The organism is Pseudomonas sp. D1-1 (assembly GCF_051132225.1).
In the GTDB taxonomy this organism is placed as follows: domain Bacteria; phylum Pseudomonadota; class Gammaproteobacteria; order Pseudomonadales; family Pseudomonadaceae; genus Aquipseudomonas.
Map to the genome: position 1 here is coordinate 1,847,968 of NZ_CP071676.1, position 22,837 is coordinate 1,870,804.

A 22,837-nucleotide genomic window follows, 5' to 3' on the forward strand; every position below is an offset into this window, starting at 1 on the left:
GGTTATCGAGGCAATCTCTGGCGAAGCTTCAATTGTGGCGAGGGGATTTATCCCCGCTGGGCTGCGGAGCAGCCCCAAGAAGCCTAGCACCTCGGTGTATCAGAAAGATTGAGTTCAACTGTGAGGGGGCTGCTTCGCAACCCAGCGGGGATAAATCCCCTCGCCACAAGGTGGTCATATCCAGATTGACGGGGCTAGCCCTCAACCGGCGGAATATGCCCGAACAATTCCTGGGCAAACGCCACGCGCTCTTCCACGGTTTCGGTGACGCCCCTGGCCTTGAGTTCTTCCAGGCGTGCCTCCACGGCGTGGGTGCGCAGGGTCAGGCCGCAGTCGTTGGCGATCTGGATGTTCAGCCCTGGGCGGGCGTTCAGTTCCAGGATCAACGGGCCTTTTTCCTGGTCCAGCACCATGTCGACGCCGATGTAGCCCAGCCCGCACAGTTCATAGCAACCGGCGGCCAGTTTCATGAAGCCGTCCCAATAGGGCAGTTGCACGCCATCCACCGCGTTGGTGGTGTCGGGGTGCTTGGTGATGATGTTGTTCAGCCAGGTACCGCGCAAGGTCAGGCCGGTGGCGAGGTCGACGCCGACGCCGATGGCGCCCTGGTGCAGGTTGGCCTTGCCGCCGGACTGGCGGGTCGGCAAGCGCAGCATGGCCATCACCGGATAGCCCATCAGCACGATGATGCGGATATCCGGTACGCCTTCGTAGCTGATGCTCTTGAAGATCTGGTCCGGCGTCACGCGGTACTCGATCAGCGCCCGGTCACGGTGCCCGCCGAGGGAGTACAGGCCGGTGAGGATGCTGGAGATGTGATGCTCAATTTCCTCGTGGCTGATGATCTTCCCGGACACGGTTCGATAGCGGCCCTCGAAGCGGTCGGCAATAACGATGATGCCGTCACCGCCGGCGCCCTGGGCCGGCTTGATGACGAAGTCGGTGCGTCCGCCGATGATCCCGTCGAGCTTGTCGATTTCCTTCTCGGTGGAGATCACCCCGTACAGCTCCGGCACGTGAATGCCGGCGGCGATGGCCCGTTCCTTGGTGATGATCTTGTCATCGACAATCGGGTAAAGGCTGCGCTTGTTGTACTTGAGCACGTAGTCGGCATTACGCCGGTTGATGCCCATGATGCCCCGGGCTTCCAGGGCCTTCCAGGTCTTCCAGAGGCCGAACATCAGGAGTCAGCCTTGACGAAAGCCTTGAACCGCACCAGCTCGGTCAGGCGGTAGCCGCGATAACGACCCATGGCCAGCATGAAACCCACCAGGATCAGCAGGATCGCCGGGAACGTGAACACGAAGTACACCAGCTCCGGGACGCTCATGATCAGGTGCGCCAGGGACGCGGCGAACAGGGTGCCGATGGCGACTTTCATCGCATGGCCGGCGCCGCGCTCTTCCCAGGTGATGGACAGGCGTTCGATGGTCATGGTCAGGATCACCATCGGGAACAATGCCACCGACAGGCCACGCTCCAGGCCCAGCTTATGGCTGAACAGGCTGATGGCGGCGATCAGCACCACTACGAACGTCAGCACCACCGAAAGCCTCGGCAGCATTTGCAGCTTGAGATGTTCCAGGTAGGAACGCAGCGACAGGCCCAGGGTAGTGATCACCGTGAACAGGATGATGCCGAAGCCCAGTTGGGTTTCGCGGAAGGCCAGGGCGATCAGCACCGGGGTGAACGTCCCGAGGGTCTGCAGGCCGATCAGGTTGCGCAACACCAGGATCACCAGCACGCCGATCGGGATCATCACCATGATCATGAAGGTCTGCTGGGTTTGCAGCGGCAGGCCGTAGAGCGAGTATTCGAGGAAGTTGGCGTCGGTGTTCTCGTCCGTCAGCTTGGCCAGGCGAATGGCGTTCATTTCGCTGTTGTTCATGCTGAACGTGACGGTGGCTTTCTTGCCGCCATCGACGGTGATCAGGTTTTCATCGCCGGTCCACCACAGCAGGCGATCGGTGGGCAGGCCTTGCTCGCCGGTGTCGGGGTTGAAGTACAGCCAGTCGGTGCCGTTGAAGCTGCGCAGCCACAGCTCGGGCGTCTGAGGCTGGTCGGCCACCAGGCGGATGGTGTGGACCTTCTCGACCGGCACGTGGGCAATGGACAGTACCAGTTCGACGATTCTGGCCTTGTTGCTCGAAGACGGGTCGCCGGCCAGCAACAGCTTGACGTTGTCGTCGTTGAGGTTGTTGACCCGCTTGATGGCTTCGCTGATGAACGTTTCGACGTCGGCCGAATGCTGGCGAATCGGTGCCAACAGCGCTTCGGCGGCGAGTTTTTCCGGCCCTTCGACGGCGATGCTGTCGCGGAAGGTCGGGCCCTTGACCTTGGTTTTCTCGGCGCTGTAGCGCTTGGTCAGCACCAGGCGGTAATAAAGGGTCTGGTTGCCCTTGGCGCGCCGGGCCGACCACGTCACCTTGCGGTTGCCGTCGACGCGGTTCACCGCTACGCCGTAGTTGTTGGAGATGAAGCTCTCGTTGAGGCTGACGTAATCGCGGCTCAGGGGCGGCACGAACATCTGGATCTTCACCGGATCCTTGGCGTTGGGCACGAACTCGACCTTGGCATCGATATTCCACAGGTCATCGGTGGCGTCTTCGGTCACCGGGATGCCGAGCACGAAAATCTGATAGGCCGTCACTGACAGGCCCAGCACCACCAAGATGGCGATCAGCATTTTCAGATGGAGGGTAAGGGAGCGCATTGGAATTACTCTGCGGTATGAGCGGCATTGGCGCAGGCGGGTTTGCCGGCAGCGTATTTGAGACTGGGATCGACCAGCGCGTCGAAACGCTTGAGCGCTTCGGAGCCGATCAGCAACGGGTATTGGAAGGCGCTACGGTCGGTCAGGTTCACTTCGATGCTGCGCAGGGCCGAGCCCATGCAGATATCCAGTTCGATGACCGGCCGGGCCGTGTATTTCTTGCCTTCTTCCGGGTCGTAGTCACCGGCGCGGCGCTTGATCTTGCTGACCCGGGCCAGCGGGCGTTCGATGGGGTGCGAATGGGCCGCGTCGATGGCCAGGTAGAAACGCACCCAGGATTCGCCGTTGCGCTTGAAGCGCTTGATGTCACGGGCGCTGAGGGAGGCGGTCTTGGCACCGGTGTCGAGCTTGGCCGCGACCTCCAGGTCAATGCCCTGCAGGGCTGCATATTCGTTGAGGCCGTACACGGTTTTTTCACCCGCCGCGGCAATCCCTGGCAGGCAGATAAAGCATAGGGCAGCAGATAAGGGCTTGAGTGTCATAGATCCTGGTGCGCAGCGTTCCGTTTTTCGGTTCAGGCCCTGGCATTACTGCACAAGCTCCCTAGGTTGCCTTCTCTATATAGGGAGAGCGGCAATTGCGGCGGCATTCTAGCACGGTGGTTTTCTGACGCCACCGCTGGCCGGAGGCTACGACACTTCGAAACTAGGGGTTATGTCTGGGACCGTTGTTAGACGATTGTCGACAATCCATATTTTTTGTTTTGACGTTAAGGGTGTCAGAGGGTAGTTTTTGCCGTATTGATTTTAAAGGTGTCGACAATATGCTCGATCAGCTCGAAACGCCGGTCCTCGTCCAGGAAGATGCCGAGACGCTGTCCGAGAACGTCTTCCGGCGTATCCAGGCCGCCATCGTCAAGGGTGAAATTGCCCCCGGCAGCAAGATCTCCGAGCCCGAGCTGGCCCGTACCTACGGCATCAGTCGCGGGCCGCTGCGCGAGGCGATCCATCGCCTGGAAGGCCAGCGGCTGCTGGTGCGCATTCCCCATGTTGGCGCGCGGGTGGTCTCGCTGAGCCATGCCGAGCTGCTGGAACTCTACGAAATTCGTGAATCCCTGGAGGGCATGGCCTGTCGCCTTGCGGCGGAGCGTATGACCCAGGAAGAAATCGACGAACTGCGTCGAGTGCTGGAAACCCACGAGCGCGATGCGGCGTTCCAGGCCGGCGTCGGTTATTACCAGCAGGAAGGCGATTTCGACTTCCACTACCGGATCATCCAGGGCAGCGGCAATCGCACCCTCACCCAAATGCTCTGCGGCGAGCTGTATCAACTGGTGCGCATGTACCGCATCCAGTTTTCCACCACGCCGAACCGTCCGCGCCAGGCTTTTGCCGAGCACCACCGGATTCTCGACGCCATCGCCGACCGTGACGGCGAACTGGCCGAATTATTGATGCGCCGGCACATCGGCGCCTCCAAACGCAACATTGCGCGTCATTTCCAGGACAGCGCCGCCACTCAACGAGGTGAGTCATGAGTTCCAGCAAGAGCACGCCAGGCCAGCGTTTTCGCGATGCGGTCGCCGCCGAGCATCCATTACAAGTGGTCGGCACCATCAACGCCAACCATGCGCTGCTGGCCAAGCGCGCCGGCTTCAAGGCGATCTACCTGTCGGGTGGCGGCGTGGCGGCCGGTTCCCTCGGCGTGCCGGACCTGGGCATCACCGGCCTGGATGACGTGCTCACCGATGTGCGCCGCATCACCGACGTGTGCGACCTGCCGTTGTTGGTGGACGTGGACACCGGCTTCGGCTCCTCGGCGTTCAACGTGGCGCGCACGGTCAAGTCGATGAGCAAGTTCGGCGCGGCGGCGATTCACATCGAGGACCAGGTCGGCGCCAAGCGTTGCGGCCATCGTCCGAACAAGGAAATCGTTTCGCAACAAGAGATGGTCGATCGCATCAAGGCTGCCGTCGACGCCCGTACCGATGACAGTTTTGTGATCATGGCGCGTACCGATGCGTTGGCAGTGGAAGGCCTGGAGTCGGCCCTGGACCGCGCCGCCGCTTGCATCGAGGCCGGTGCCGACATGATTTTCCCGGAAGCGATCACTGAACTCGAAATGTACAAGCTGTTCGCCAGCCGTGTGAAAGCGCCGATCCTGGCCAACATTACCGAATTCGGCGCGACCCCGCTCTACACCACCGAACAACTCGCCGGGGCCGACGTGTCCCTGGTGCTGTACCCGCTGTCGGCGTTCCGTGCGATGAACAAGGCCGCCGAAAATGTCTACACCGCCATCCGTCGCGATGGTACGCAGCAGAACGTCATCGACACCATGCAGACCCGCATGGAGCTTTACGATCGCATCGACTACCACACCTTCGAGCAGAAGCTCGACGCGTTGTTCGCCGCGAAAAAGTAAGGCGCGACTCCCTACAAATTCAAGAAAATGGAGACAGCAACATGGCCGAAGCAAAAGTACTCAGTGGCGCCGGGCTCCGTGGCCAGGTGGCCGGACAAACCGCCTTGTCCACCGTGGGCCAGTCAGGCGCCGGGCTGACCTATCGCGGCTACGACGTTCGCGACCTGGCGGCTGACGCGCAATTCGAAGAGGTGGCCTACCTGCTGCTGTACGGCGAGCTGCCGACCCAGGCACAGCTGGACGCCTACACGGGCAAACTGCGCCAGTTGCGCGACCTGCCCCAAGCCTTGAAAGAAGTGCTGGAACGCATTCCCGCCGACGCCCATCCGATGGATGTGATGCGCACGGGCTGCTCGTTCCTCGGCAACCTGGAGCCCGAGCAGGATTTCTCCCAGCAGCACGACAAGACCGATCGTCTGCTGGCCGCGTTCCCGGCGATCATGTGCTACTGGTATCGCTTCAGCCACGAAGGCCAGCGCATCGAATGCGTAACCGACGAAGTCTCCATTGGCGGCCACTTCCTGCATCTGCTGCACGGCAAAAAGCCGAGCGAGTTGCACGTCAAGGTGATGAACGTGTCGCTGATCCTTTACGCCGAGCACGAATTCAACGCCTCGACCTTTACCGCGCGGGTTTGTGCTTCGACATTGTCCGACCTGTTCTCCTGCATCACCGCTGCCATCGGCTCCCTGCGTGGCCCGTTGCACGGCGGCGCCAACGAGGCGGCGATGGAAATGATCGAGCGTTTCAGCTCGCCGCAAGAAGCCATCGAGGGCACCCTCGGCATGCTCGCGCGCAAGGACAAGATCATGGGCTTCGGCCATGCCATCTACAAGGACAACGACCCGCGCAACGAGGTGATCAAGGGCTGGTCGAAAAAGCTCGCCGATGAAGTCGGCGACACGGTGCTGTTCCCGGTTTCCGAAGCTATCGACAAGACCATGTGGGAGCAGAAGAAACTGTTCCCCAACGCCGATTTCTACCATGCCTCGGCGTACCACTTCATGGGCATCCCGACCAAGCTGTTCACGCCGATCTTCGTCTGCTCGCGCCTGACCGGCTGGGCCGCCCATGTGTTCGAACAACGTGCCAACAACCGCATCATCCGACCGAGCGCCGAATACACCGGCGTCGAACAGCGCAAGTTCGTGCCAATCGAACAACGCTGAGCTGGAGGGTTAGCCGCAGGCACTGGATCACCCCGAAACCCTGTGGGAGCGAGCCTGCTCGCGAATACGGACTGACATCCAACATCAATGTCGACTGCTACACCGCATTCGCGAGCAGGCTCGCTCCCACAGGGATGTGTTGAGTTCAATGGCTGCGCCACCCTCCTGAAACCACCGTGACCCGAGTCCTGACGATGAACACAGAATTTCGCAAACCGCTGCCCGGCACATCGCTGGATTATTTCGACGTTCGCGCGGCCGTGGATGGCATTCGGCCTGGCGCCTACGATAGCCTGCCGTACACCTCCCGCGTGCTGGCGGAAAACCTCGTGCGCCGCTGCGATCCGGCGACGCTGCGCGAATCGCTGCTGCAACTGATCGAGCGCAAGCGCGACCTGGATTTCCCCTGGTTCCCGGCGCGCGTGGTCTGCCATGACATCCTCGGCCAGACCGCATTGGTCGACCTGGCCGGCCTGCGCGACGCCATCGCCCTGCAAGGCGGCGACCCGGCGCAGGTCAATCCGGTGGTGCCGACCCAACTGATCGTCGACCACTCGTTGGCGGTAGAGAGCGCCGGTTTTGATCCGCAGGCGTTCGCCAAGAACCGCGCCATCGAAGACCGCCGCAACGAAGACCGCTTCCACTTCATCAACTGGACCAAGAAGGCCTTCAAGAACGTCGACGTGATCCCGCCGGGCAATGGGATCATGCACCAGATCAACCTGGAGAAAATGTCTCCCGTCATCCAGCAGCGTGACGGCGTGGCGTTCCCCGACACTTGCGTAGGCACCGACAGCCACACGCCTCACGTCGATGCCCTGGGTGTGATCGCGATCGGTGTCGGTGGCCTGGAAGCCGAAAGCGTCATGCTCGGTCGCGCCTCGTGGATGCGCCTGCCGGAAATCATCGGCGTCGAGCTGACCGGCAAGTTGCAACCGGGCATCACTGCCACCGACATGGTGCTGGCGCTGACCGAATTCCTGCGCAAGCAGAAAGTCGTCGGGGCCTGGCTGGAGTTCTTCGGCGAAGGCGCCCGCGCCCTGACCCTGGGGGATCGCGCGACGATCTCCAACATGGCCCCGGAATACGGCGCCACGGCAGCGATGTTCCATATCGATCAGCAAACGATCGATTACCTGAAGCTCACCGGCCGCGAAGACCAGCAAGTGCAGTTGGTCGAACATTACGCCAAGACCACCGGCCTCTGGGCTGACAGCCTGGAAGGCGCGGTATATGAGCGCGGTCTGACCTTCGACCTGTCCTCGGTGGTGCGTAACATGGCCGGTCCGAGCAACCCGCACGCCCGTGTCGCGGTGTCCGATCTGGCTGCCAAAGGCATTTCTGGCCAGTGGGACGATGTGCCCGGGCAAATGCCCGACGGCGCGGTGATCATCGCGGCGATCACCAGTTGCACCAACACCAGCAACCCGCGCAACGTGATCGCCGCCGGTTTGCTGGCGCGCAACGCCAATCGCCTGGGCCTGGCGCGCAAGCCGTGGGTCAAGTCATCCCTCGCACCGGGCTCGAAAACCGTCGCGTTGTACCTGGATGAAGCGGGCCTGACGTCTGAACTTGAGCAACTGGGTTTTGGCGTGGTCGCGTTCGCCTGTACTACCTGCAACGGCATGTCCGGCGCGCTGGACCCGGTGATCCAGCAGGAAATCATCGACCGTGACCTGTACGCCACCGCCGTCTTGTCGGGTAACCGCAACTTCGACGGGCGGATTCACCCGTACGCCAAGCAGGCGTTCCTGGCGTCGCCGCCATTGGTGGTGGCTTATGCCATCGCCGGGACCATCCGTTTCGACATCGAGAAGGATGTGTTGGGTGTGGTGGACGGTCAGGAAATACGCCTCAAGGACATCTGGCCGAGCGACGAGGAAATCGACGCGGTGGTCAAGGCTTCGGTGAAACCCGAGCAGTTCCGCCAGGTGTACATCCCGATGTTCGCCATCCAGGAAGACACCGGGCCGAAAGTGACCCCGCTGTACGACTGGCGCCCGCAAAGCACCTATATCCGTCGTCCGCCCTATTGGGAAGGCGCATTGGCCGGTGCGCGGCCGCTCAAGGGCATGCGTCCGCTGGCGGTGCTGCCGGACAACATCACCACCGATCACCTGTCGCCGTCCAACGCCATCATGCTCGACAGTGCCGCGGGTGAATACCTGGCGAAAATGGGCCTGCCGGAAGAAGACTTCAACTCCTACGCGACCCACCGCGGCGATCACCTGACCGCGCAACGGGCCACCTTTGCCAACCCGAAACTGTTCAACGAAATGGTCGTTGAGGACGGCAAGGTCAAGCAGGGCTCCCTGGCTCGGGTCGAACCGGAAGGCAAGGTCATGCGCATGTGGGAAGCCATCGAAACCTACATGGAACGCAAGCAGCCGTTGATCATCATCGCCGGCGCCGACTACGGCCAGGGTTCGTCCCGGGACTGGGCGGCCAAGGGCGTGCGCCTGGCCGGTGTCGAGGCGATCGTCGCCGAAGGTTTCGAGCGCATCCACCGCACCAACCTGGTGGGTATGGGCGTGTTGCCGCTGGAGTTCAAACCCGGCACGGATCGCAAGACGCTTGGCATCGACGGCAGCGAAGTCTATGACGTGATCGGCGAGCGCACCCCGCGGGCGACGCTGACCCTGGTCATCACGCGCAAAAATGCTGAACGCGTCGAAGTGCCGGTGACCTGCCGCCTCGATACCGCCGAGGAAGTGTCGATCTACGAAGCCGGGGGCGTGCTGCAACGCTTCGCCCAGGATTTCCTTGAATCGGCGATTGCCGTTTAAAACGCTCGGGTGGCCGGTTTTCTGGCCACCCTTTTTTTCAGGAGTTGGAGCACATGGCTCACTCGCCTCAAATCAAGATCCCCGCGACCTATATGCGTGGCGGCACCAGCAAAGGCGTGTTCTTCAGCCTGCAAGACCTGCCCGAAGCAGCGCGCGTTCCCGGCCCGGCCCGGGATGCGCTGCTGCTGCGGGTGATCGGTAGCCCCGATCCGTACGAAAAGCAGATCGATGGCATGGGCGGTGCGACGTCCAGCACCAGCAAGACCGTGATCCTGTCCAAGAGCACCCGGGCCGATCACGACGTCGATTACCTGTTCGGCCAGGTGTCCATCGACAAGCCGTTCGTGGATTGGAGCGGCAACTGCGGCAACCTGTCGGCGGCGGTGGGGGCGTTTGCCATCGGTAGCGGTCTGGTGGATGCCAGCCGTATCCCGCAGGACGGTATGGCCGTGGTGCGGATCTGGCAGGCGAACATCGGCAAGACGATCATCGCCCATATACCGATCACCGACGGCGCGGTGCAGGAAACCGGTGACTTCGAACTCGACGGCGTGACCTTTCCGGCCGCTGAAGTGCAGCTGGAGTTCATGGACCCGGCGGCCGAGGAGGAGGGCGGCGGTGGTTCGATGTTTCCTACCGGCAACCTGGTGGACGACCTGGAAGTGCCCGGTGTCGGCAAGCTCAAGGCGACGCTGATCAACGCAGGCATTCCGACGATATTCATCAACGCCCGGGATGTCGGTTACACCGGCACCGAATTGCAGGGCGCCATCAACGGCAATCCCAAGGCGCTGGCGATGTTTGAAACGATTCGTGCCCATGGCGCTTTGCGCATGGGCCTGATCAAGCACCTGGACGAAGCTGCCCAGCGCCAGCACACGCCGAAAGTGGCGTTTGTCGCGCCGCCGGCGGATTACCTTTCATCCAGCGGTAAAACCGTGGCGGCGGGTGACGTCGACTTGCTGGTTCGGGCGTTGTCCATGGGCAAGCTGCACCACGCCATGATGGGCACCGCCGCTGTCGCCATCGGCACCGCCGCGGCGATTTCCGGCACCCTGGTCAACCTCGCGGCCGGTGGCGTCGAACGCAACGCGGTGCGCTTCGGCCACCCGTCCGGCACCTTGCGCGTTGGCGCCGAGGCGAGCGTAGTCAATGGCGAATGGACCGTGAAAAAAGCCATGATGAGCCGCAGCGCGCGGGTGTTGATGGAAGGGTTTGTGCGGGTGCCGGGGGATGTTTTCTAACTCGTTGCTTGAGAAATAACACAAAACCTGTGGGAGCGAGCCTGCTCGCGAAAGCGGTGTGTCAGCTGGCATCGATATTGGATGTGTCGACGCCTTCGCGAGCAGGCTCGCTCCCACAGGGGATGCCCAGTGGGCCCGGAATCCAGGTCCGCCCTCGATCAAAAATGTGGGAGCGAGCCTGCTCGCGAAAGCGGTGTGTCAGCTGGCATCGATGTTGGATGTGTCGACGCCTTCGCGAGCAGGCTCGCTCCCACAGGGGATGGCTGTCAGCCTTTCGTCAGTGCGGTGACGACCAGCTCCACGTTGTTTTCCAGTTCCGCCACCGGATCGGCACCGTCGGTGCTCAGCACCAGCAGTTGGCTACCGCCTTCGGCGATGGCCGCTTTCACAGCTTCCGGCGGCTGTCGGTGATGCAGCACCAGTGCGACATCGTTCTCCTTGAGCGTGGCTGTCAGCTGCTTCAGGGCTTCGGCTGTCCATTCGGCGTCGGGGCGGGCATCGGTGTTGATGCCATCCAGGTTCAAGCCACTGATCAAGTAACCGAAGTGCTCGCTCAGGCTGACCACGCTCAGGTTGTCAGCGCTGGCGAGGCGCTTTTCACTGTCGGCGCTGAGCTTGAGCAGGCGCTGCTTGAGTGCCGCCAGGTTGGCATCGATTTTCGGTTTGTCCGCCGGGACGAGGCGCACCAGATCAGCAGCGATCACGTCGGCCATCCGCCCCAGATTGTGGCTGGCCATCCACGGCTGGCTCGCCAGGCCGTCGGTCATGCCCGGCTGTATGGCGATGCCGGGCAGGGCGCCGTCCACCGGACGAGCAGCGTCGATTTCAACGATACGGATATTGCTGCGGCGGGCCATGGGGTACAGCGGATCGTCCGGCCAGAGCGAACGCAGCCCGATCACCGCGTCGGCCTCGCCGGCCAGCTTGCTCAGGGCCGGGGCGCCACGGCCACTGAAATAGGCGCTTTGCCGGGTGCCGGGAAGATTGTCCGGAGCGGCCCGGGCCAGGCTGACGTCGGTGCCCTTGAGCAAGGCCTCGCCCAACCCGTAGGTGACGGGCAGCGAGGCCAGCAGTTGGGTCTTTTCGGCGGCCATCGACGAGGTGATCACTGCGCCGCCGAGGGCTAGAGCCCAGACCAATTGTCGTAATGAAAAAACCATTTATCCAAGATTCCCTTTCAGATGGGGGACGACGCCACGGGCGATGGCGCTCAGGGCGAAGGCGATGCCGGCCACAAGAATAATCGCGGCACCGGACGGGATCGGCAGGTCGAAAACGATCGGCGCCAGGATCCCGCATAAAGTACTGACGGTTGCGATAAGCACCGAACACCAGAAAAAACCTTTCAACGATTGGCTGAGCAAACGCGCGGCCGCGGCCGGAATCACCAGCAACGCACCCACCAGGATCGCGCCGATGACTTTCACCGCCGCCACAGTGATCAGCGTCACCAGGACCACGAACAGATAGTCCAGCGTCTTGACCGCCACCCCGCGTACCGCCGCCAGCTGCGGGTTGAAGCTGGCGAGCATGATCCGGTTGTACAGCGGCAGCGCCAGCGCCATCACCAGCGAACCGACCACCGCCAGCACCGCGAGATCATTGCCGTTGACCGTCAGCACTGAGCCGAACAGCACGTTTTCCAGGATGTGCACATTGATCTTGCCCGCCAGGATCAGCAGCAGGCTCGCGCCCAGGGCCAGGGACACCGAGAGGAAGACGCCGATCAACGTATCCGGGGCCAGGCCGGTGCGGTTGCGCAGGTAATTGAGCAGGATGCCGAACAGCAGGCAGTAGCCGAACAGGCTGCCGTAGGGCCCGGTGTAGGGTTCGCCGAGCAGGATGCCGACGGCCACGCCGGTCAGCGCCGCATGGCCCACCGCTTCGGAGAAAAACGCAAAGCGCTTGACCACCACCAGCGTGCCGAGGCCGCCCAGCACCGGGCCGATCAACAGCCCGGCCAGCAAGGCGTTGACCACAAAACCATAGGCCAGCGCCTCGGGCAGGTAACCGGAGGAGGCCCAACCCTGGACCATCAGGCGGAAGGCTTCATAACTCATCAGGCGGCGCTCCCGTTGGCACGTGGATGGGTCGAAAACAGCGTCAGCAGCCGTTCCGGGGTCAGGGTCTGGCGCGGCGGGCCGTCGAACAACACCCGTCGATTCAGCCCGGTGACGTGATCGGCCAGGCGTCCGACGGCTTCCAGGTCGTGCTCGATCCAGAGCACGGTAATGCCGGCCTGGCGCCAGTCCTGCAGCAAGCGTTCAAATACCTGGATGCCGGCCTCGTCCAAAGCCGACATGGGTTCATCCAGTACCAGCAGTTGCGGCGGCGGGATCAATCCCTGGGCCAGCAATACCCGCTGACGCTCGCCACCGGACAGCGCGCCCATGCGTCGCTTGCGCTTGTCCTGCAGGCCGACCCGCTCGAGGGCCTGACCGATGGCGCCAGCATAATGCTTGCTCAAACCGAGGAAGGCCGGGCGCCGCTGACACATGGCCGCCATGAAGTCGTCCACCGTCATGGGCAGGCCCCGGTCGAATTCCAGCGCCTGGGGCACGTAGCCGATGACGCCGGGTTCGCCCGGCCATTGCAGGCTCAAGCGCCCCTGGTGCGGCATCTGTCCAAGCAAGGTCTTGATCAGCGAACTCTTGCCGCCGCCGTTGGGGCCGACCAGTGCATGGATGCTGCCGGCTTGTACCTGAAAGGCCACATTGTCGAGAATCGCGGTGCGCCCAAGATTCAGGCTGATGTCGGCGAACTCGATCATCGGGCCGACATGTTGCTGGATGAGGGGTTCCTGAGCCGTCATGCGCCGGACTCCTCGATCGCCCGGACCACGGTGTCGAGGTTGCCGGTCATTTCCTTTTCGTATTTCTCGGCGCTGTAGTCGCCGTAGGAAATGTGCGACAGCGGGTACAGCTTCACTCCCGATTCACGCTGGATGGTGTCGACGTAGGTGGATGGAAAATCCATCTCCGAGAAGATCACCTTCACGTCCAGCTCACGCAGCTGGTCGATAGTCTTTTTCAACTGGCTGGGGCTTGGCTCGATGCCATGGGCCGGTTCGACCACGGCAGTCACTTCCAGGCCGAATTCGCGCAGCAGGTAATCGTAGGCGGCATGTACCGTGGCGACCCGCAGCTCGGCGTTCGGCGCCTGTGTCAGCTTGGCCAGGGCGGCGGCGCGCATCTGCCGCAGGCGCTTGCCGTAGGCCCGGGCGTTCTGCGTGTAGGTCTTGGCGTTGTCCGGGTCGAGCTTGCCCAGTTCCCGGGCGATGTTGTTGACCTGGGCAATGGAGGCGCTGATGGACAGGAACGTATGCGGATTGACGACTTTGCCCGCGCCCCGCGCCGCGGTGCCGGTGGCGGCGAGCAAGGGGACGTTCTCGTTGGCCTCGATCACCTTCACGTCCGGGGTTTCGCTGGCGGCGATCATGCGGTCGGCGAAATCGTCGTGACCCACACCGTTGAGCACGATCACATCGAGCCCGCCGATGCGCTTGATGTCCTCGGCGCGGGGTTCATAGGCGTGAGGGTTGAAGCCGGCTGGGATCAACGGCACCACCTCGGCCTTGTCGCCGACGATGTTGGCCACGTAGCTGTAATAAGGGTGCAGGGTGATGCCGATGCGCAGGCGCTTGGCCGTTTCGGCGCTGGCCATGGGAGTGAACAGGCAGGCGAGCAGGCCAATCAGCAGCAGGCGCAGCAAGGGGCGGCGTGAAGGTGCAATAGACATGGGCAAGCGGTCTTCTCTGGAGTGAAGGCGTGGGGTCAATGCCGATGCTGGCGGGTTACGCCAGCGTCGAATTGCGCGACGATCTGTTGCCAGCCGGCGGCGGACAAAGCGGCGTCGTCCAACGTGGTAGGGGTGGTTGGAGGATTGCCGCGGTTGAGCCAGATGTCCGGGGACGCATCGGGCACTTCGCTGATGCGCATCAGAAAGGAGCCTGCGACGGACGAATTGGCGCTCGCGCCGAAGTAGGCTCGGTCTGCCAGCAATTGCCAGGCGTGGCCGCCGCGGCTGACGGAACTGGCGTCTTGGGCGAACGGGGCGAAGCCTTCATCGGCCAGGACTTGCGGACCGGGGAGGGCTTGCTCGCTCTCGCGCAGGATCCGGATCTCATCCAGTGTCACCCGCAGGTCGGCATAAATGCCTTGCTCGGCGGCGCTGAGGTCGCGGCGTGCGTCCAATTGATGGGCGTCCAGGTGGGCAACATCCCGGGTTTCCCCATGCCAGGCCACGACCGAACCGGCGCCCAGCAGGATAATCAGGCACAGCAACAATACATACAGGGTTTCGTGGCCGGCACCGGCGGGGCGGATGACCTGGGTGGTGGGTGCGCTCATGGGGCCTCGATGTCGGCTTGGTCGATTTCCACGACGTGGCCGGGGCCGGCGTCAAAAAGTACGTAGAACTCGGCGTTGGGTTTCTTGAAGGTCAACGTCGAGTCGGCGCCGAGCTTGCCGGGGACCAGGATGGTTTCGTCGTAGCCGATCACGTCCAGCGTCACTCCGGGGGCGCCGCTGCCATCGGAAAAACCGCCAGTACACTGAATCTGTTCAGCGTCGATAGCCTTGCATTCGCACATCGGATTGTGGGCCAGGGCGCTGGTGCTCAAGCCTGCGCAGAGCAGCAGCGCCAGGCTGTTGAAAGAGGCGCGGAGGTTCATGGTCGGGCTCCTTGGGATTGCAACCAGGCGACGGTGGCCGGGGAGGCCTGGCTCAGGGGGATGGAAGCTTGATGCATCGAGCCGTCCCAGCCTTCGAGGGTGATCCACAGTTCGGCGTCTGGCTGGGTCTTTTTCGGCACCGGCAACAAGGCACCCATGCGATAGGGCGAGCCGAAGAAAATCACCCCGGCGGCCCGCAGGCTGCGGGGCTTGCCGATGCGCAGATAGGTGGCTTTAACCTCGCTGATGCAGCGCTGGCACAGGGCGGCGTTGAAGTGTTTCATCGGCCCGGCGGGGCCCTGGGTGCGTGGCGCTTCGTCGCGAAACTCCGCCAGGCGCAAGCTCCAGGGGCCCACCTGGACTTCGCCGACTTCCCGCTCGCCAAGCCCGCCGTCGCCTCGGAACAACGCGGCCTCCGACAAGTACTTGGGCATGAAACCCAGGGGAATCAGCAGCAACAGGACGTTGATATGGAAGCGCCATTTATGCCAGAACTGGCCCAGGCGTGACGGTGATGTTGTCGTAGTGGACGGGTTCACAGGCTGCCCTCCGGTGAGTCACGGTGCATGGAAGGCTGCAGTTGCGGCGTGGTTTGGGCTGGCCGCACAGGTTTCTGGTTGCGCTTGAGGGCGTTGGCGGTCGCCAGCGCCGTGCGTTTGGTCCAGATCAGCAGGCCGCTGAGGACCATCATGCTTAGCACCAGGCCGAAGAAACACCAGATGAGCTTGATCCAGAGGCCACCGAAATCCCCGGTGTGCAGCGGGCGCATGGATTCGGTCACGAACTCCAGCGCCGTGCGGTCCGACAACAATCGGGAAGCGTCGACATCACCGTTGTAGGGATTGATGGTCGCCGTCTGGTACATCAGCGGATACCAGCCGCGTCCGCCGACTTCCAGATGGCTGTAGGCATTGCCGGGCAGGCTGACGAAACTCGCTTCCAGGCCCGGGATCCGCTGCTGGGCAATTTCAATGGCGCGGTCCAGGTTCAGTTGCGGCGGAGGCGTACCACCCGTCGACAGCGGAACGTTTTCCCGGGCCACCACGGGGACGACCGGAGCACTGGAGATGGAAATGCCGTTATCGGCCAGCGTGGCCTCGATCAGGAACCAGGTGCCGGTGATGGAAATGACGGCAATGAACCAAATCGACCAGATGCCGCTGAGCCGATGGAAATCGCCCCAGAAAATGCGGGCCCCGTGGCGAATACGCAGGGTCGGGCTGAAAAAACCTTTCCAGAAACGTTTATATACAACCAGCCCGGTCACCAGCGACGCGAGCATCGGCAGGCCGAGGAAGGACACCAGGTACCAGCCCCAACTGTAGCCGTTGGTGAACGGCACCAGCCACCAGCCATGCAATGCACGGGTGAACCCCCTGAAGTTGAAGGCCGGTGCCGAGCCCTGGATGACGCCGCTGTAGGGGTTGACGTAAACAGTGTCGGGGCGACCGTCGGGGTAGGTGACCTTGACCTCCAGGGCGAAGTGCGACTCGTCCGGACGCACAATGTTTTGCACCTGAGTCAGGGGCTGGGCTTGCTTGATGGCGGCAACGACCTGGTCGTAGCTGAGCAACGGCGCATCATCGGCGGGCTTGCTGGCGCGCATTTCCGGATTGACCAGCCAGACGATCTCCTGGCTGACCACCGCCAGCGTACCGGTGACGCAAACGATCAGAACGAAAAACCAGATGGGCAACGCCAGCCAGCTGTGAACCAGGAACCAGAGTTTGGAGCGGGACTTCTTCGACATGATTGAGCGTCTTGATTCGATGAAAGGTTCCGTGTCGCGGGCTTCGCAACACCATGAAACCTGGAAAAGCCGGCCGTGGCTTTTGCCGACGCGGCCTGCTGTATCTAATTAAGACGAACGAGCAGCCGGAATCCTGAAAGGGAAGATGAAAGAAAATGTTTCGCGTTCTCGAACAGGCGCTCGGTCTTCTGGTGGCGAGGGAGCTCGCTCCCGCTGGGTTGCGCAGCGGCCCCAAGCACCTTCCACGCAACCACGGCAGGACTCATAGGCCGACGAACGTCTCAGGGTTCCAGCAAATGCGCCCCTGGCCCGCGTTTGCCGAGCACATCAGCCTGGTTGCGCAGCGGGCAATTTTCCATCGACAGGCAGCCGCAGCCGATACAACCGTTGAGCCGGTCTCGCAATGCGATCAGTTGATTGATCCGGTCATCCAGGTTCCGGCTCCACTGCGCTGACAGGGTCTTCCAGTCGGCCGCCGTGGGCGCACGGTTGTCCGGCAGGTTTTTCAGCGCCTCGCCAATTTCCGCCAGGGGTATGCCCAGGCGCTGGGCGACTTTGATCAGCGCCACGCGCCGCAGGACGGCCCGGGGGTAACGACGTTGGTTGCCCGGGTTGCGCGTGCTTTTGATCAGGCCCTTGGTTTCATAGAAGTGCAGCGCGGTGACCGCCACGCCGCTGCGGGCGGCCACCTGGCCGACGGTCAGTTCCTTGTGAATGTTGATCGACGTCGTCACCTGAATCACCGCTTGACCTTGACTTAACTGGAGGTTTTACCCTGCAGGCCTTTGGATCGCAAGATCCGCCTTACCTGAACGGGGGACTTTTCATGCAATCGCCAAGTGGTCATCGCAGCTTCACGCAGTTGATCGAGTTCGACATCGAGCCTCAGTGGCAGCAGACGCTGGTCAACGCCCTGTCAGCGCAGACCGAGCGCCTGGCTCGTGATCATTCGGGTTTCCTCAATGCCAGTATCCAGGTCAGCGAGGACGGACGTCGGGTGCTTAATTACCTGCAATGGCAAACCCGCGAGGCGGGTGAAGCGGCGTTCCGCAGCGTTGAGAATGGTGAGGAAAGTTTCTGGCAGTTCATCCAGGCGCATCGGGCCAAAGCGGTGACGTTTGGCTCGTTCCAGGTGCTGCGCAACATCGAGCGCAGCCTGGACGATGCGTTGCATTGCCCGTTGGTCAACCAAGCGCAACGGGAGATCCGAGAGGGCGATACCCATTATCAAAAGCGTTGATTTCTGCCGCCAAGTGCCGGCGGGTAGCCTTTGTTCATCGCCCAACTGAACATCGGACACCCGCCATGAATCGTATCCTTGCTGTCTTGTTGCTGTTGACTGTCACCGTATTGAGCGGTTGCGCTTCGTCGTCCCCGGAGCTGCGTCCTTACACCGCCGAGGAATCCCGTGAGCTGGCCCTCGAAGCCTTGAATCGGCGGGGGCTTTCGTTTGATGAATACCATGCGAAGAAAGCCGAATTGCTCGGTCCTTCGCAGAAAAACGTCGGCTTCGACGAGCGCGGCGAGATGAGCGCCGAGCAGACAGTCCAGGCACCGGGCCGGTCGAGCTGAGACTGTACCGCCAGAAGTTTTGCCTAACTGTCCATGGGTTTGCGCCGGGACGTGGGGTAGGGTCAACTCCTGACTGCCCCGACGGATTGACCTGCCATGACCCTCTCGCTTGACCTGCTGCTGGGCTTCGCCCTGTTTGCCCTGGTGACCTCGATAACGCCCGGCCCCAACAACACCATGTTGCTGGCCTCGGGTGTGAATTTCGGCTTCAACCGGACCATCCCGCACATGCTCGGCATCACTTGCGGCTTCTTTTCCCTGGTCCTGGCGGTGGGCCTTGGGCTGGGCGCGGTGTTCCAGACATATCCGCTGCTCTACACCGTGCTGCGCTACGTCGGTGCGGCATATCTGATATACCTGGCCTGGAAAATCGCCCACTCCGGTCCTGTCTCGGACGGCGGCGCGGGTGAGAACAAGCCGATCAGCTACTGGGGCGCAGCAGCGTTCCAATGGGTCAACCCAAAGGCCTGGATCATGGCCATCGGCGCCATCAGCACCTATACGCCTCTGCAAGGTTACTTTTTCAATGTGGTGGTGATCGCGGCGGTGTTTGCGTTGATCAACCTGCCTAGCGTCAGCCTGTGGGTAGTCTGCGGCAGCCTGCTGCGCAACTTGTTGCAGGATCGCCGGTGGCTGCGTGTCTTCAACTGGGGCATGGCGCTGCTGTTGGTCGCGTCGCTGTATCCGTTGTTGCTCGAAAGCGTGAGTTAAGGGCTGAGCTTCAACGCGATGCCTGCTAAGCTCGCTGTTTCAGGAGCGTTCCTACGCACTTTTAAATGAAGTCCGACTTCTTTTAAGGTCTTGATCAGTTAAAGCTATGTCTCGAACCCAACGAGGGCATCTGGTCTTGGAACAGATTCTGCGAGCTTCCTTATGAATAAGCGTCCTTTGTATTTTGATTACGCCGCCACCACCCCGGTGGACGAGCGGGTGATCCAGGTCATGGTCCAATGCCTGGGTTTCGACGGTAACTTCGGTAACCCGGCCTCCAGCTCTCATGCCTTCGGCCAGGAGGCCCGGCGCTCGGTGGAACTGGCGCGCCAGCAGGTGGCTCGGTTGGTGGGTGCTCAGGCCGGACAAATCGTCTGGACTTCCGGCGCCACCGAATCCAATAACCTGGCCCTCAAGGGCGTGGCCCAGGCGCGTGAAGCGCGTGGCGGCCACGTCATTACCAGCCTGATCGAACATAAGGCCGTTCTCGATACGGTCAGGCAGCTCGAGGAAAGTGGCGTCGCGGTAACCTGGCTGGCGCCGTGCGCTGATGGCCTGATCGACCCGCAAGCGGTTCGCGAGGCGCTCCGCGAAGACACTTTCCTGGTGTCGCTGATGCTGGTCAATAACGAGTTGGGCACGGTCAATGACGCCATCGCCATTGGCGAGATCGTTCGAGCGCATGGCGCGTTGTTTCATATGGACGCGGCCCAGGGTGCGGGAAAAGTGAGCATCGACCTGGCCCGGTGGCCGGTGGACTTGATGTCGTTTTCCGCACACAAGATCTACGGCCCCAAGGGGATCGGCGCACTTTATGTTGGTGATCGCGCGCGCCCGCGGCTGTCGGCCCAGATCCATGGCGGCGGTCATGAAGGTGGCTTGCGCTCCGGGACCTTGGCGACCCATCAGATTGCCGCGATGGGCGCGGCATTCGAGCTGGCGGCGCAGGCCTTTGAGGAAGAACTCGCCGACATCGCCCGACTGCGCAATCGTTTGCTTGAACCTTTGCTGGCCTTGCCCGGTGTGTGTATGAATGGCAGTGCCAACTGTCGCATTCCCCATACGGTGAGCCTGACGTTCAACGAAGGTGAGTTCAACCTGGCGACGCTGGGCGCAACGATGGCATTCTCCGCGACCTCGGCTTGCAACTCGGCGCAAAACACTCCATCCCACGTGTTGCTCGCCCTTGGGCATGATGCACGCGCGGCCGGGCGGACCATTCGTTTGAGCCTGGGCCGCTTTACCAGCGGACAGGACATTGATGAGGCGGTGCGATTGATCAAGGCCGCCTGTGTTGCCGCGCCGGCCTTCTGGGCGGCAACCCCCTGAGCCGAACGCATTCGGCATCGAACAATAAAATTGATTAGCAGGAGTGATGATGAGTACCCAGCCTTCGACCCCGGGACAGGTTCCCCAGCGCCTGGCCCGAATTCGCCAATTGATGAGCCAGGAGGACATCCATGCGCTGTTGGTGCCTTCCGCCGACCCGCATCTTTCGGAGTATCTGCCTGGGTACTGGCAAGGGCGCCAATGGTTGTCCGGGTTCCATGGCTCGGTCGGTACATTGATCGTGACCGCGGATTTCGCCGGGGTCTGGGCGGACAGTCGTTACTGGGAACAAGCCACCAGCGAACTGGAAGGCAGCGGCATCGAGCTGGTCAAACTCATCCCCGGAAAGCCCGGGCCGTTGGACTGGCTGGCCGAAAACACGCCTGAAGGGGGGGCGGTAGCGGTCGATGGTGCGGTCATGGCGGTGGCATCGGCGCGGACCCTGAGCAGCAAGCTGCAAGAGCGTGGCGCACGGTTGCGTACCGACATCGATCTGCTCGCACAAGCCTGGACCGATCGTCCGAGCCTGCCGGATCAACCGGTCTACGCGCATTTGCCGCCGCAAGCCACGATCGGTCGTGTCGAGAAAATCGCCCAGTTGCGCGAAGCCCTGAAGGAGCGTGCTGCGGATTGGCATTTCATCGCCACCCTGGACGACATCGCCTGGCTGTTCAACCTGCGCGGCGCGGATGTGTCATTCAATCCGGTATTCGTCTCCTTTGCCCTGATCAGCCAGCAACAGGCGACGCTGTTTGTGGATTTGAACAAGGTCGACGCTGCGCTGCGTTCTGTTCTTGAGCAAGACGGCGTAACGCTGCGCGACTACAGCGAAGTGGCCACTGCGTTGCGTGAAGTGCCGAGCGGCGCGAGCCTGCAGGTCGATCCGGCCCGGGTCACGGTCGGTTTGCTGGACAATCTGGACAGCGGCGTGAAACTCGTCGAAGTGCTCAACCCCACAACACTGGCCAAATCGCGCAAAAGCCCGGCCGATGCCGAGCACATCCGTCGAGCCATGGAGCAGGACGGAGCGGCGCTCTGCGAATTTTTTGCCTGGCTGGAAAGTGCCTGGGGCCATGAGCGCATCACTGAACTGACCATCGATGAGCACCTGACCGCAGCGCGCAAGCGCCGGCCGGAGTTCGTCTCCTTGAGCTTCAATACCATCGCGGCGTTTAATGCCAATGGCGCGATGCCTCACTATCACGCCACCGAAGAGGCGCACGCGGTCATTGAGGGAGATGGCTTGCTGTTGATCGATTCGGGCGGCCAGTACCTTGGCGGTACGACCGATATCACCCGCATGGTGCCGGTCGGGACACCGACGTCGGAGCAGAAGCGTGACTGTACCCGCGTGCTCAAAGGCGTAATTGCCTTGTCCAGGGCCAAATTCCCCAAGGGCATTCTGTCGCCTCTGCTGGATGCCATCGCCAGGGCGCCGATCTGGGCTGAACAGGTGGATTACGGTCATGGCACCGGCCACGGTGTCGGCTATTTCCTCAACGTCCACGAGGGCCCGCAAGTGATTGCCTATCAGGCTGCCGCTGCACCCCAGACCGCCATGCAGCCGGGCATGATCACGTCCATCGAGCCGGGTACTTATCGCCCGGGTCGCTGGGGTGTTCGTATCGAGAACCTGGTGTTGAACCGGGAGGCGGGCAGCAGCGAGTTCGGCGAATTCCTCGCATTCGAAACCCTGACGTTGTGCCCGATCGACACCCGCTGCCTTGAGCCGTCGTTGCTGAACCAGGACGAAAAGGACTGGCTCAACGCCTACCACGGCGAGGTTCAGCGTCGCTTGAGTCCGCTGCTCGATGGCGCTGCGCTGCAATGGCTGAACACACGGACAGCGGCAATCTGAAGCATAGGGTCAGCCGAGGGCTTCACGGACGAAGTCCAGGCGATCCTGGCCAAAGAACATCTCGTTGCCGACAAACATGCTCGGCGCACCGAACACACCTCGGCGCACGGCCTCTTCGGTTGTGCTCCTTAATGTTTCCTTGACCTGCTCGTCGGCTGTAAGGGCAAGCACATAGGCAGGGTCGAAACCCCCTTCGTCCAGCACGGCCGCGACTGTTGCCGGGTCGTTGAGGTTGCGGGCATTCACCCAGAGCGCCCGGAACAGACAGCTCGTGAAAGTCTCGAAACGATCCGGATGACGCAGTTGCATGCCCGTGACGGCGCGCATCAATAGCAATGTGTTTATTGGAAAATGCGGGTTGAGCTTGAAGTCGACACCGTAGCGCTTGGCGAAACGGTTCAAGTCCTGGAACAGATAAGGCCCCTTGGCCGGCACGGTAACGGGCGACGCGTTGCCCGTTGCCTTGAATACGCCGCCCAGAAGCATGGGGCGATAGATGAGCTCGCTATGGGTTTCAGCGCAGAGCGCGGGCAATTGGGTATAGGCCAGGTAGGTGGTCGGGCTGCCCAGGTCGAAAAAAAACTCGACGGATCTGTTCATGGCTACGCT

At 62.1% G+C, this 22,837-nt stretch carries 23 protein-coding genes; 10 read left to right on the forward strand and 13 right to left on the reverse strand.

Annotation, left to right across the window (positions count from 1 at the left end; genetic code table 11):
• Window positions 1-194: 194 nt before the first annotated feature.
• Genes J3P86_RS08455 through J3P86_RS08465 form a run of 3 tightly spaced genes read right to left on the reverse strand, consistent with a single transcriptional unit; the run spans window position 195 to window position 3,255 of the window.
• On the reverse strand, window positions 195-1,181 hold the full coding sequence (locus J3P86_RS08455; protein ID WP_305495988.1) for an alpha-L-glutamate ligase-like protein: 987 nt from the start codon (window positions 1,179-1,181) through the stop codon (window positions 195-197).
• Window positions 1,181-2,713, reverse strand: coding sequence for an inactive transglutaminase family protein (locus tag J3P86_RS08460; protein WP_039593717.1), 1,533 nt, complete (start codon window positions 2,711-2,713; stop codon window positions 1,181-1,183). The genes J3P86_RS08455 and J3P86_RS08460 overlap by 1 nt, the downstream gene beginning before the upstream one ends.
• Before the next feature lie 5 nt (window positions 2,714-2,718).
• Window positions 2,719-3,255 carry an ATP-dependent zinc protease family protein gene (locus J3P86_RS08465; RefSeq protein WP_305495987.1) on the reverse strand — a complete coding sequence of 179 codons (537 nt, stop codon included), beginning with the start codon at window positions 3,253-3,255 and terminating at the stop codon, window positions 2,719-2,721.
• Window positions 3,256-3,536: 281 nt separating this feature from the next.
• On the opposite strand from J3P86_RS08465, the gene J3P86_RS08470 reads away from it, so the two are divergent.
• The 5 genes from J3P86_RS08470 to prpF all read left to right on the forward strand — a co-directional run bounded on the left by J3P86_RS08470 (window position 3,537) and on the right by prpF (window position 10,336).
• Entirely contained in the window at window positions 3,537-4,250 is a 714-nt protein-coding gene (locus J3P86_RS08470; protein ID WP_434569299.1) for a GntR family transcriptional regulator, read from the forward strand.
• Entirely contained in the window at window positions 4,247-5,137 is an 891-nt protein-coding gene (gene prpB, locus J3P86_RS08475; protein ID WP_305495985.1) for a methylisocitrate lyase, read from the forward strand. The genes J3P86_RS08470 and prpB overlap by 4 nt, the downstream gene beginning before the upstream one ends.
• 41 nt (window positions 5,138-5,178) lie before the next feature.
• On the forward strand, window positions 5,179-6,306 hold the full coding sequence (gene prpC / locus J3P86_RS08480; RefSeq protein WP_305495984.1) for a bifunctional 2-methylcitrate synthase/citrate synthase: 1,128 nt from the start codon (window positions 5,179-5,181) through the stop codon (window positions 6,304-6,306).
• Window positions 6,307-6,500: 194 nt separating this feature from the next.
• A complete protein-coding gene (gene acnD / locus J3P86_RS08485; RefSeq protein ID WP_434699921.1) occupies window positions 6,501-9,092 on the forward strand; it encodes a Fe/S-dependent 2-methylisocitrate dehydratase AcnD in 2,592 nt (863 codons plus the stop codon).
• A gap of 53 nt (window positions 9,093-9,145) precedes the next feature.
• On the forward strand, window positions 9,146-10,336 hold the full coding sequence (gene prpF / locus J3P86_RS08490; protein WP_434699922.1) for a 2-methylaconitate cis-trans isomerase PrpF: 1,191 nt from the start codon (window positions 9,146-9,148) through the stop codon (window positions 10,334-10,336).
• 266 nt (window positions 10,337-10,602) lie between these two features.
• Here the strand turns inward: prpF and J3P86_RS08495 are convergent, their stop codons facing one another.
• The 9 genes from J3P86_RS08495 to soxR form a co-directional block, all read right to left on the reverse strand.
• Window positions 10,603-11,496 (reverse strand): metal ABC transporter solute-binding protein, Zn/Mn family, encoded by an 894-nt coding sequence (locus J3P86_RS08495; RefSeq protein ID WP_434699923.1) that lies wholly within the window; start codon window positions 11,494-11,496, stop codon window positions 10,603-10,605.
• Window positions 11,497-12,396: a metal ABC transporter permease gene (locus tag J3P86_RS08500; RefSeq protein ID WP_434569294.1), complete on the reverse strand. Its 900-nt coding sequence runs from the start codon at window positions 12,394-12,396 to the stop codon at window positions 11,497-11,499.
• Complete coding sequence (locus J3P86_RS08505) at window positions 12,396-13,148, reverse strand: metal ABC transporter ATP-binding protein (protein WP_434699924.1); 753 nt, start codon at window positions 13,146-13,148, stop codon at window positions 12,396-12,398. Before J3P86_RS08505 ends, J3P86_RS08500 begins: the two co-directional genes overlap by 1 nt.
• Complete coding sequence (locus J3P86_RS08510; protein WP_434699926.1) at window positions 13,145-14,074, reverse strand: metal ABC transporter solute-binding protein, Zn/Mn family; 930 nt, start codon at window positions 14,072-14,074, stop codon at window positions 13,145-13,147. The genes J3P86_RS08505 and J3P86_RS08510 overlap by 4 nt, the downstream gene beginning before the upstream one ends.
• Window positions 14,075-14,109: 35 nt before the next feature.
• Complete coding sequence (locus J3P86_RS08515) at window positions 14,110-14,685, reverse strand: DUF6162 family protein (RefSeq protein ID WP_434699928.1); 576 nt, start codon at window positions 14,683-14,685, stop codon at window positions 14,110-14,112.
• Entirely contained in the window at window positions 14,682-15,008 is a 327-nt protein-coding gene (locus tag J3P86_RS08520) for a hypothetical protein (RefSeq protein ID WP_434569290.1), read from the reverse strand. The genes J3P86_RS08515 and J3P86_RS08520 overlap by 4 nt, the downstream gene beginning before the upstream one ends.
• On the reverse strand, window positions 15,005-15,547 hold the full coding sequence (locus tag J3P86_RS08525) for a thiamine pyrophosphate-binding protein (protein WP_434699930.1): 543 nt from the start codon (window positions 15,545-15,547) through the stop codon (window positions 15,005-15,007). The genes J3P86_RS08520 and J3P86_RS08525 overlap by 4 nt, the downstream gene beginning before the upstream one ends.
• Entirely contained in the window at window positions 15,544-16,758 is a 1,215-nt protein-coding gene (locus J3P86_RS08530) for a PepSY-associated TM helix domain-containing protein (RefSeq protein ID WP_434673896.1), read from the reverse strand. Before J3P86_RS08530 ends, J3P86_RS08525 begins: the two co-directional genes overlap by 4 nt.
• Window positions 16,759-17,039: 281 nt before the next feature.
• A complete protein-coding gene (soxR, locus tag J3P86_RS08535) occupies window positions 17,040-17,492 on the reverse strand; it encodes a redox-sensitive transcriptional activator SoxR (protein WP_434700614.1) in 453 nt (150 codons plus the stop codon).
• Window positions 17,493-17,584: 92 nt separating this feature from the next.
• On the opposite strand from soxR, the gene J3P86_RS08540 reads away from it, so the two are divergent.
• The 5 genes from J3P86_RS08540 (at window position 17,585) to J3P86_RS08560 (ending at window position 22,228) form a co-directional block, all read left to right on the forward strand.
• Window positions 17,585-17,998, forward strand: a complete 414-nt coding sequence (locus tag J3P86_RS08540; RefSeq protein ID WP_434625051.1) for an antibiotic biosynthesis monooxygenase — start codon at window positions 17,585-17,587, stop codon at window positions 17,996-17,998.
• A gap of 65 nt (window positions 17,999-18,063) precedes the next feature.
• The gene (locus tag J3P86_RS08545) at window positions 18,064-18,330 is read left to right on the forward strand and encodes a hypothetical protein (RefSeq protein ID WP_434603355.1); all 267 of its coding nucleotides are present in this window, start codon (window positions 18,064-18,066) and stop codon (window positions 18,328-18,330) included.
• A gap of 96 nt (window positions 18,331-18,426) precedes the next feature.
• On the forward strand, window positions 18,427-19,041 hold the full coding sequence (locus J3P86_RS08550) for a LysE family translocator (protein ID WP_434569284.1): 615 nt from the start codon (window positions 18,427-18,429) through the stop codon (window positions 19,039-19,041).
• A 162-nt stretch (window positions 19,042-19,203) separates the two neighbouring features.
• The gene (locus J3P86_RS08555) at window positions 19,204-20,370 is read left to right on the forward strand and encodes an aminotransferase class V-fold PLP-dependent enzyme (protein ID WP_434699932.1); all 1,167 of its coding nucleotides are present in this window, start codon (window positions 19,204-19,206) and stop codon (window positions 20,368-20,370) included.
• 49 nt (window positions 20,371-20,419) lie between these two features.
• Window positions 20,420-22,228: an aminopeptidase P family protein gene (locus J3P86_RS08560; RefSeq protein ID WP_434699934.1), complete on the forward strand. Its 1,809-nt coding sequence runs from the start codon at window positions 20,420-20,422 to the stop codon at window positions 22,226-22,228.
• A 9-nt stretch (window positions 22,229-22,237) separates the two neighbouring features.
• Here the strand turns inward: J3P86_RS08560 and J3P86_RS08565 are convergent, their stop codons facing one another.
• A complete protein-coding gene (locus J3P86_RS08565; protein ID WP_434603360.1) occupies window positions 22,238-22,828 on the reverse strand; it encodes a 2-hydroxychromene-2-carboxylate isomerase in 591 nt (196 codons plus the stop codon).
• Window positions 22,829-22,837 lie beyond the last annotated feature (9 nt).

What these genes read in the sequence shown, in the direction of transcription:
- J3P86_RS08500 (WP_434569294.1), bottom strand. Translation starts at nt 12,396, where the DNA reads ATGAGTTATGAAGCCTTCCGCCTGATGGTCCAGGGTTGGGCCTCCTCC.
- prpC (WP_305495984.1), top strand. Translation starts at nt 5,179, where the DNA reads ATGGCCGAAGCAAAAGTACTCAGTGGCGCCGGGCTCCGTGGCCAGGTG.
- J3P86_RS08460 (WP_039593717.1), bottom strand. Translation starts at nt 2,713, where the DNA reads ATGCGCTCCCTTACCCTCCATCTGAAAATGCTGATCGCCATCTTGGTG.
- J3P86_RS08545 (WP_434603355.1), top strand. Translation starts at nt 18,064, where the DNA reads ATGAATCGTATCCTTGCTGTCTTGTTGCTGTTGACTGTCACCGTATTG.
- J3P86_RS08530 (WP_434673896.1), bottom strand. Translation starts at nt 16,758, where the DNA reads ATGTCGAAGAAGTCCCGCTCCAAACTCTGGTTCCTGGTTCACAGCTGG.
- J3P86_RS08505 (WP_434699924.1), bottom strand. Translation starts at nt 13,148, where the DNA reads ATGACGGCTCAGGAACCCCTCATCCAGCAACATGTCGGCCCGATGATC.
- J3P86_RS08515 (WP_434699928.1), bottom strand. Translation starts at nt 14,685, where the DNA reads ATGAGCGCACCCACCACCCAGGTCATCCGCCCCGCCGGTGCCGGCCAC.
- prpF (WP_434699922.1), top strand. Translation starts at nt 9,146, where the DNA reads ATGGCTCACTCGCCTCAAATCAAGATCCCCGCGACCTATATGCGTGGC.
- prpB (WP_305495985.1), top strand. Translation starts at nt 4,247, where the DNA reads ATGAGTTCCAGCAAGAGCACGCCAGGCCAGCGTTTTCGCGATGCGGTC.
- J3P86_RS08540 (WP_434625051.1), top strand. Translation starts at nt 17,585, where the DNA reads ATGCAATCGCCAAGTGGTCATCGCAGCTTCACGCAGTTGATCGAGTTC.
- J3P86_RS08470 (WP_434569299.1), top strand. Translation starts at nt 3,537, where the DNA reads ATGCTCGATCAGCTCGAAACGCCGGTCCTCGTCCAGGAAGATGCCGAG.
- J3P86_RS08565 (WP_434603360.1), bottom strand. Translation starts at nt 22,828, where the DNA reads ATGAACAGATCCGTCGAGTTTTTTTTCGACCTGGGCAGCCCGACCACC.
- J3P86_RS08510 (WP_434699926.1), bottom strand. Translation starts at nt 14,074, where the DNA reads ATGTCTATTGCACCTTCACGCCGCCCCTTGCTGCGCCTGCTGCTGATT.
- J3P86_RS08455 (WP_305495988.1), bottom strand. Translation starts at nt 1,181, where the DNA reads ATGTTCGGCCTCTGGAAGACCTGGAAGGCCCTGGAAGCCCGGGGCATC.
- J3P86_RS08555 (WP_434699932.1), top strand. Translation starts at nt 19,204, where the DNA reads ATGAATAAGCGTCCTTTGTATTTTGATTACGCCGCCACCACCCCGGTG.
- J3P86_RS08560 (WP_434699934.1), top strand. Translation starts at nt 20,420, where the DNA reads ATGAGTACCCAGCCTTCGACCCCGGGACAGGTTCCCCAGCGCCTGGCC.
- acnD (WP_434699921.1), top strand. Translation starts at nt 6,501, where the DNA reads ATGAACACAGAATTTCGCAAACCGCTGCCCGGCACATCGCTGGATTAT.
- J3P86_RS08495 (WP_434699923.1), bottom strand. Translation starts at nt 11,496, where the DNA reads ATGGTTTTTTCATTACGACAATTGGTCTGGGCTCTAGCCCTCGGCGGC.
- J3P86_RS08465 (WP_305495987.1), bottom strand. Translation starts at nt 3,255, where the DNA reads ATGACACTCAAGCCCTTATCTGCTGCCCTATGCTTTATCTGCCTGCCA.
- J3P86_RS08520 (WP_434569290.1), bottom strand. Translation starts at nt 15,008, where the DNA reads ATGAACCTCCGCGCCTCTTTCAACAGCCTGGCGCTGCTGCTCTGCGCA.
- J3P86_RS08550 (WP_434569284.1), top strand. Translation starts at nt 18,427, where the DNA reads ATGACCCTCTCGCTTGACCTGCTGCTGGGCTTCGCCCTGTTTGCCCTG.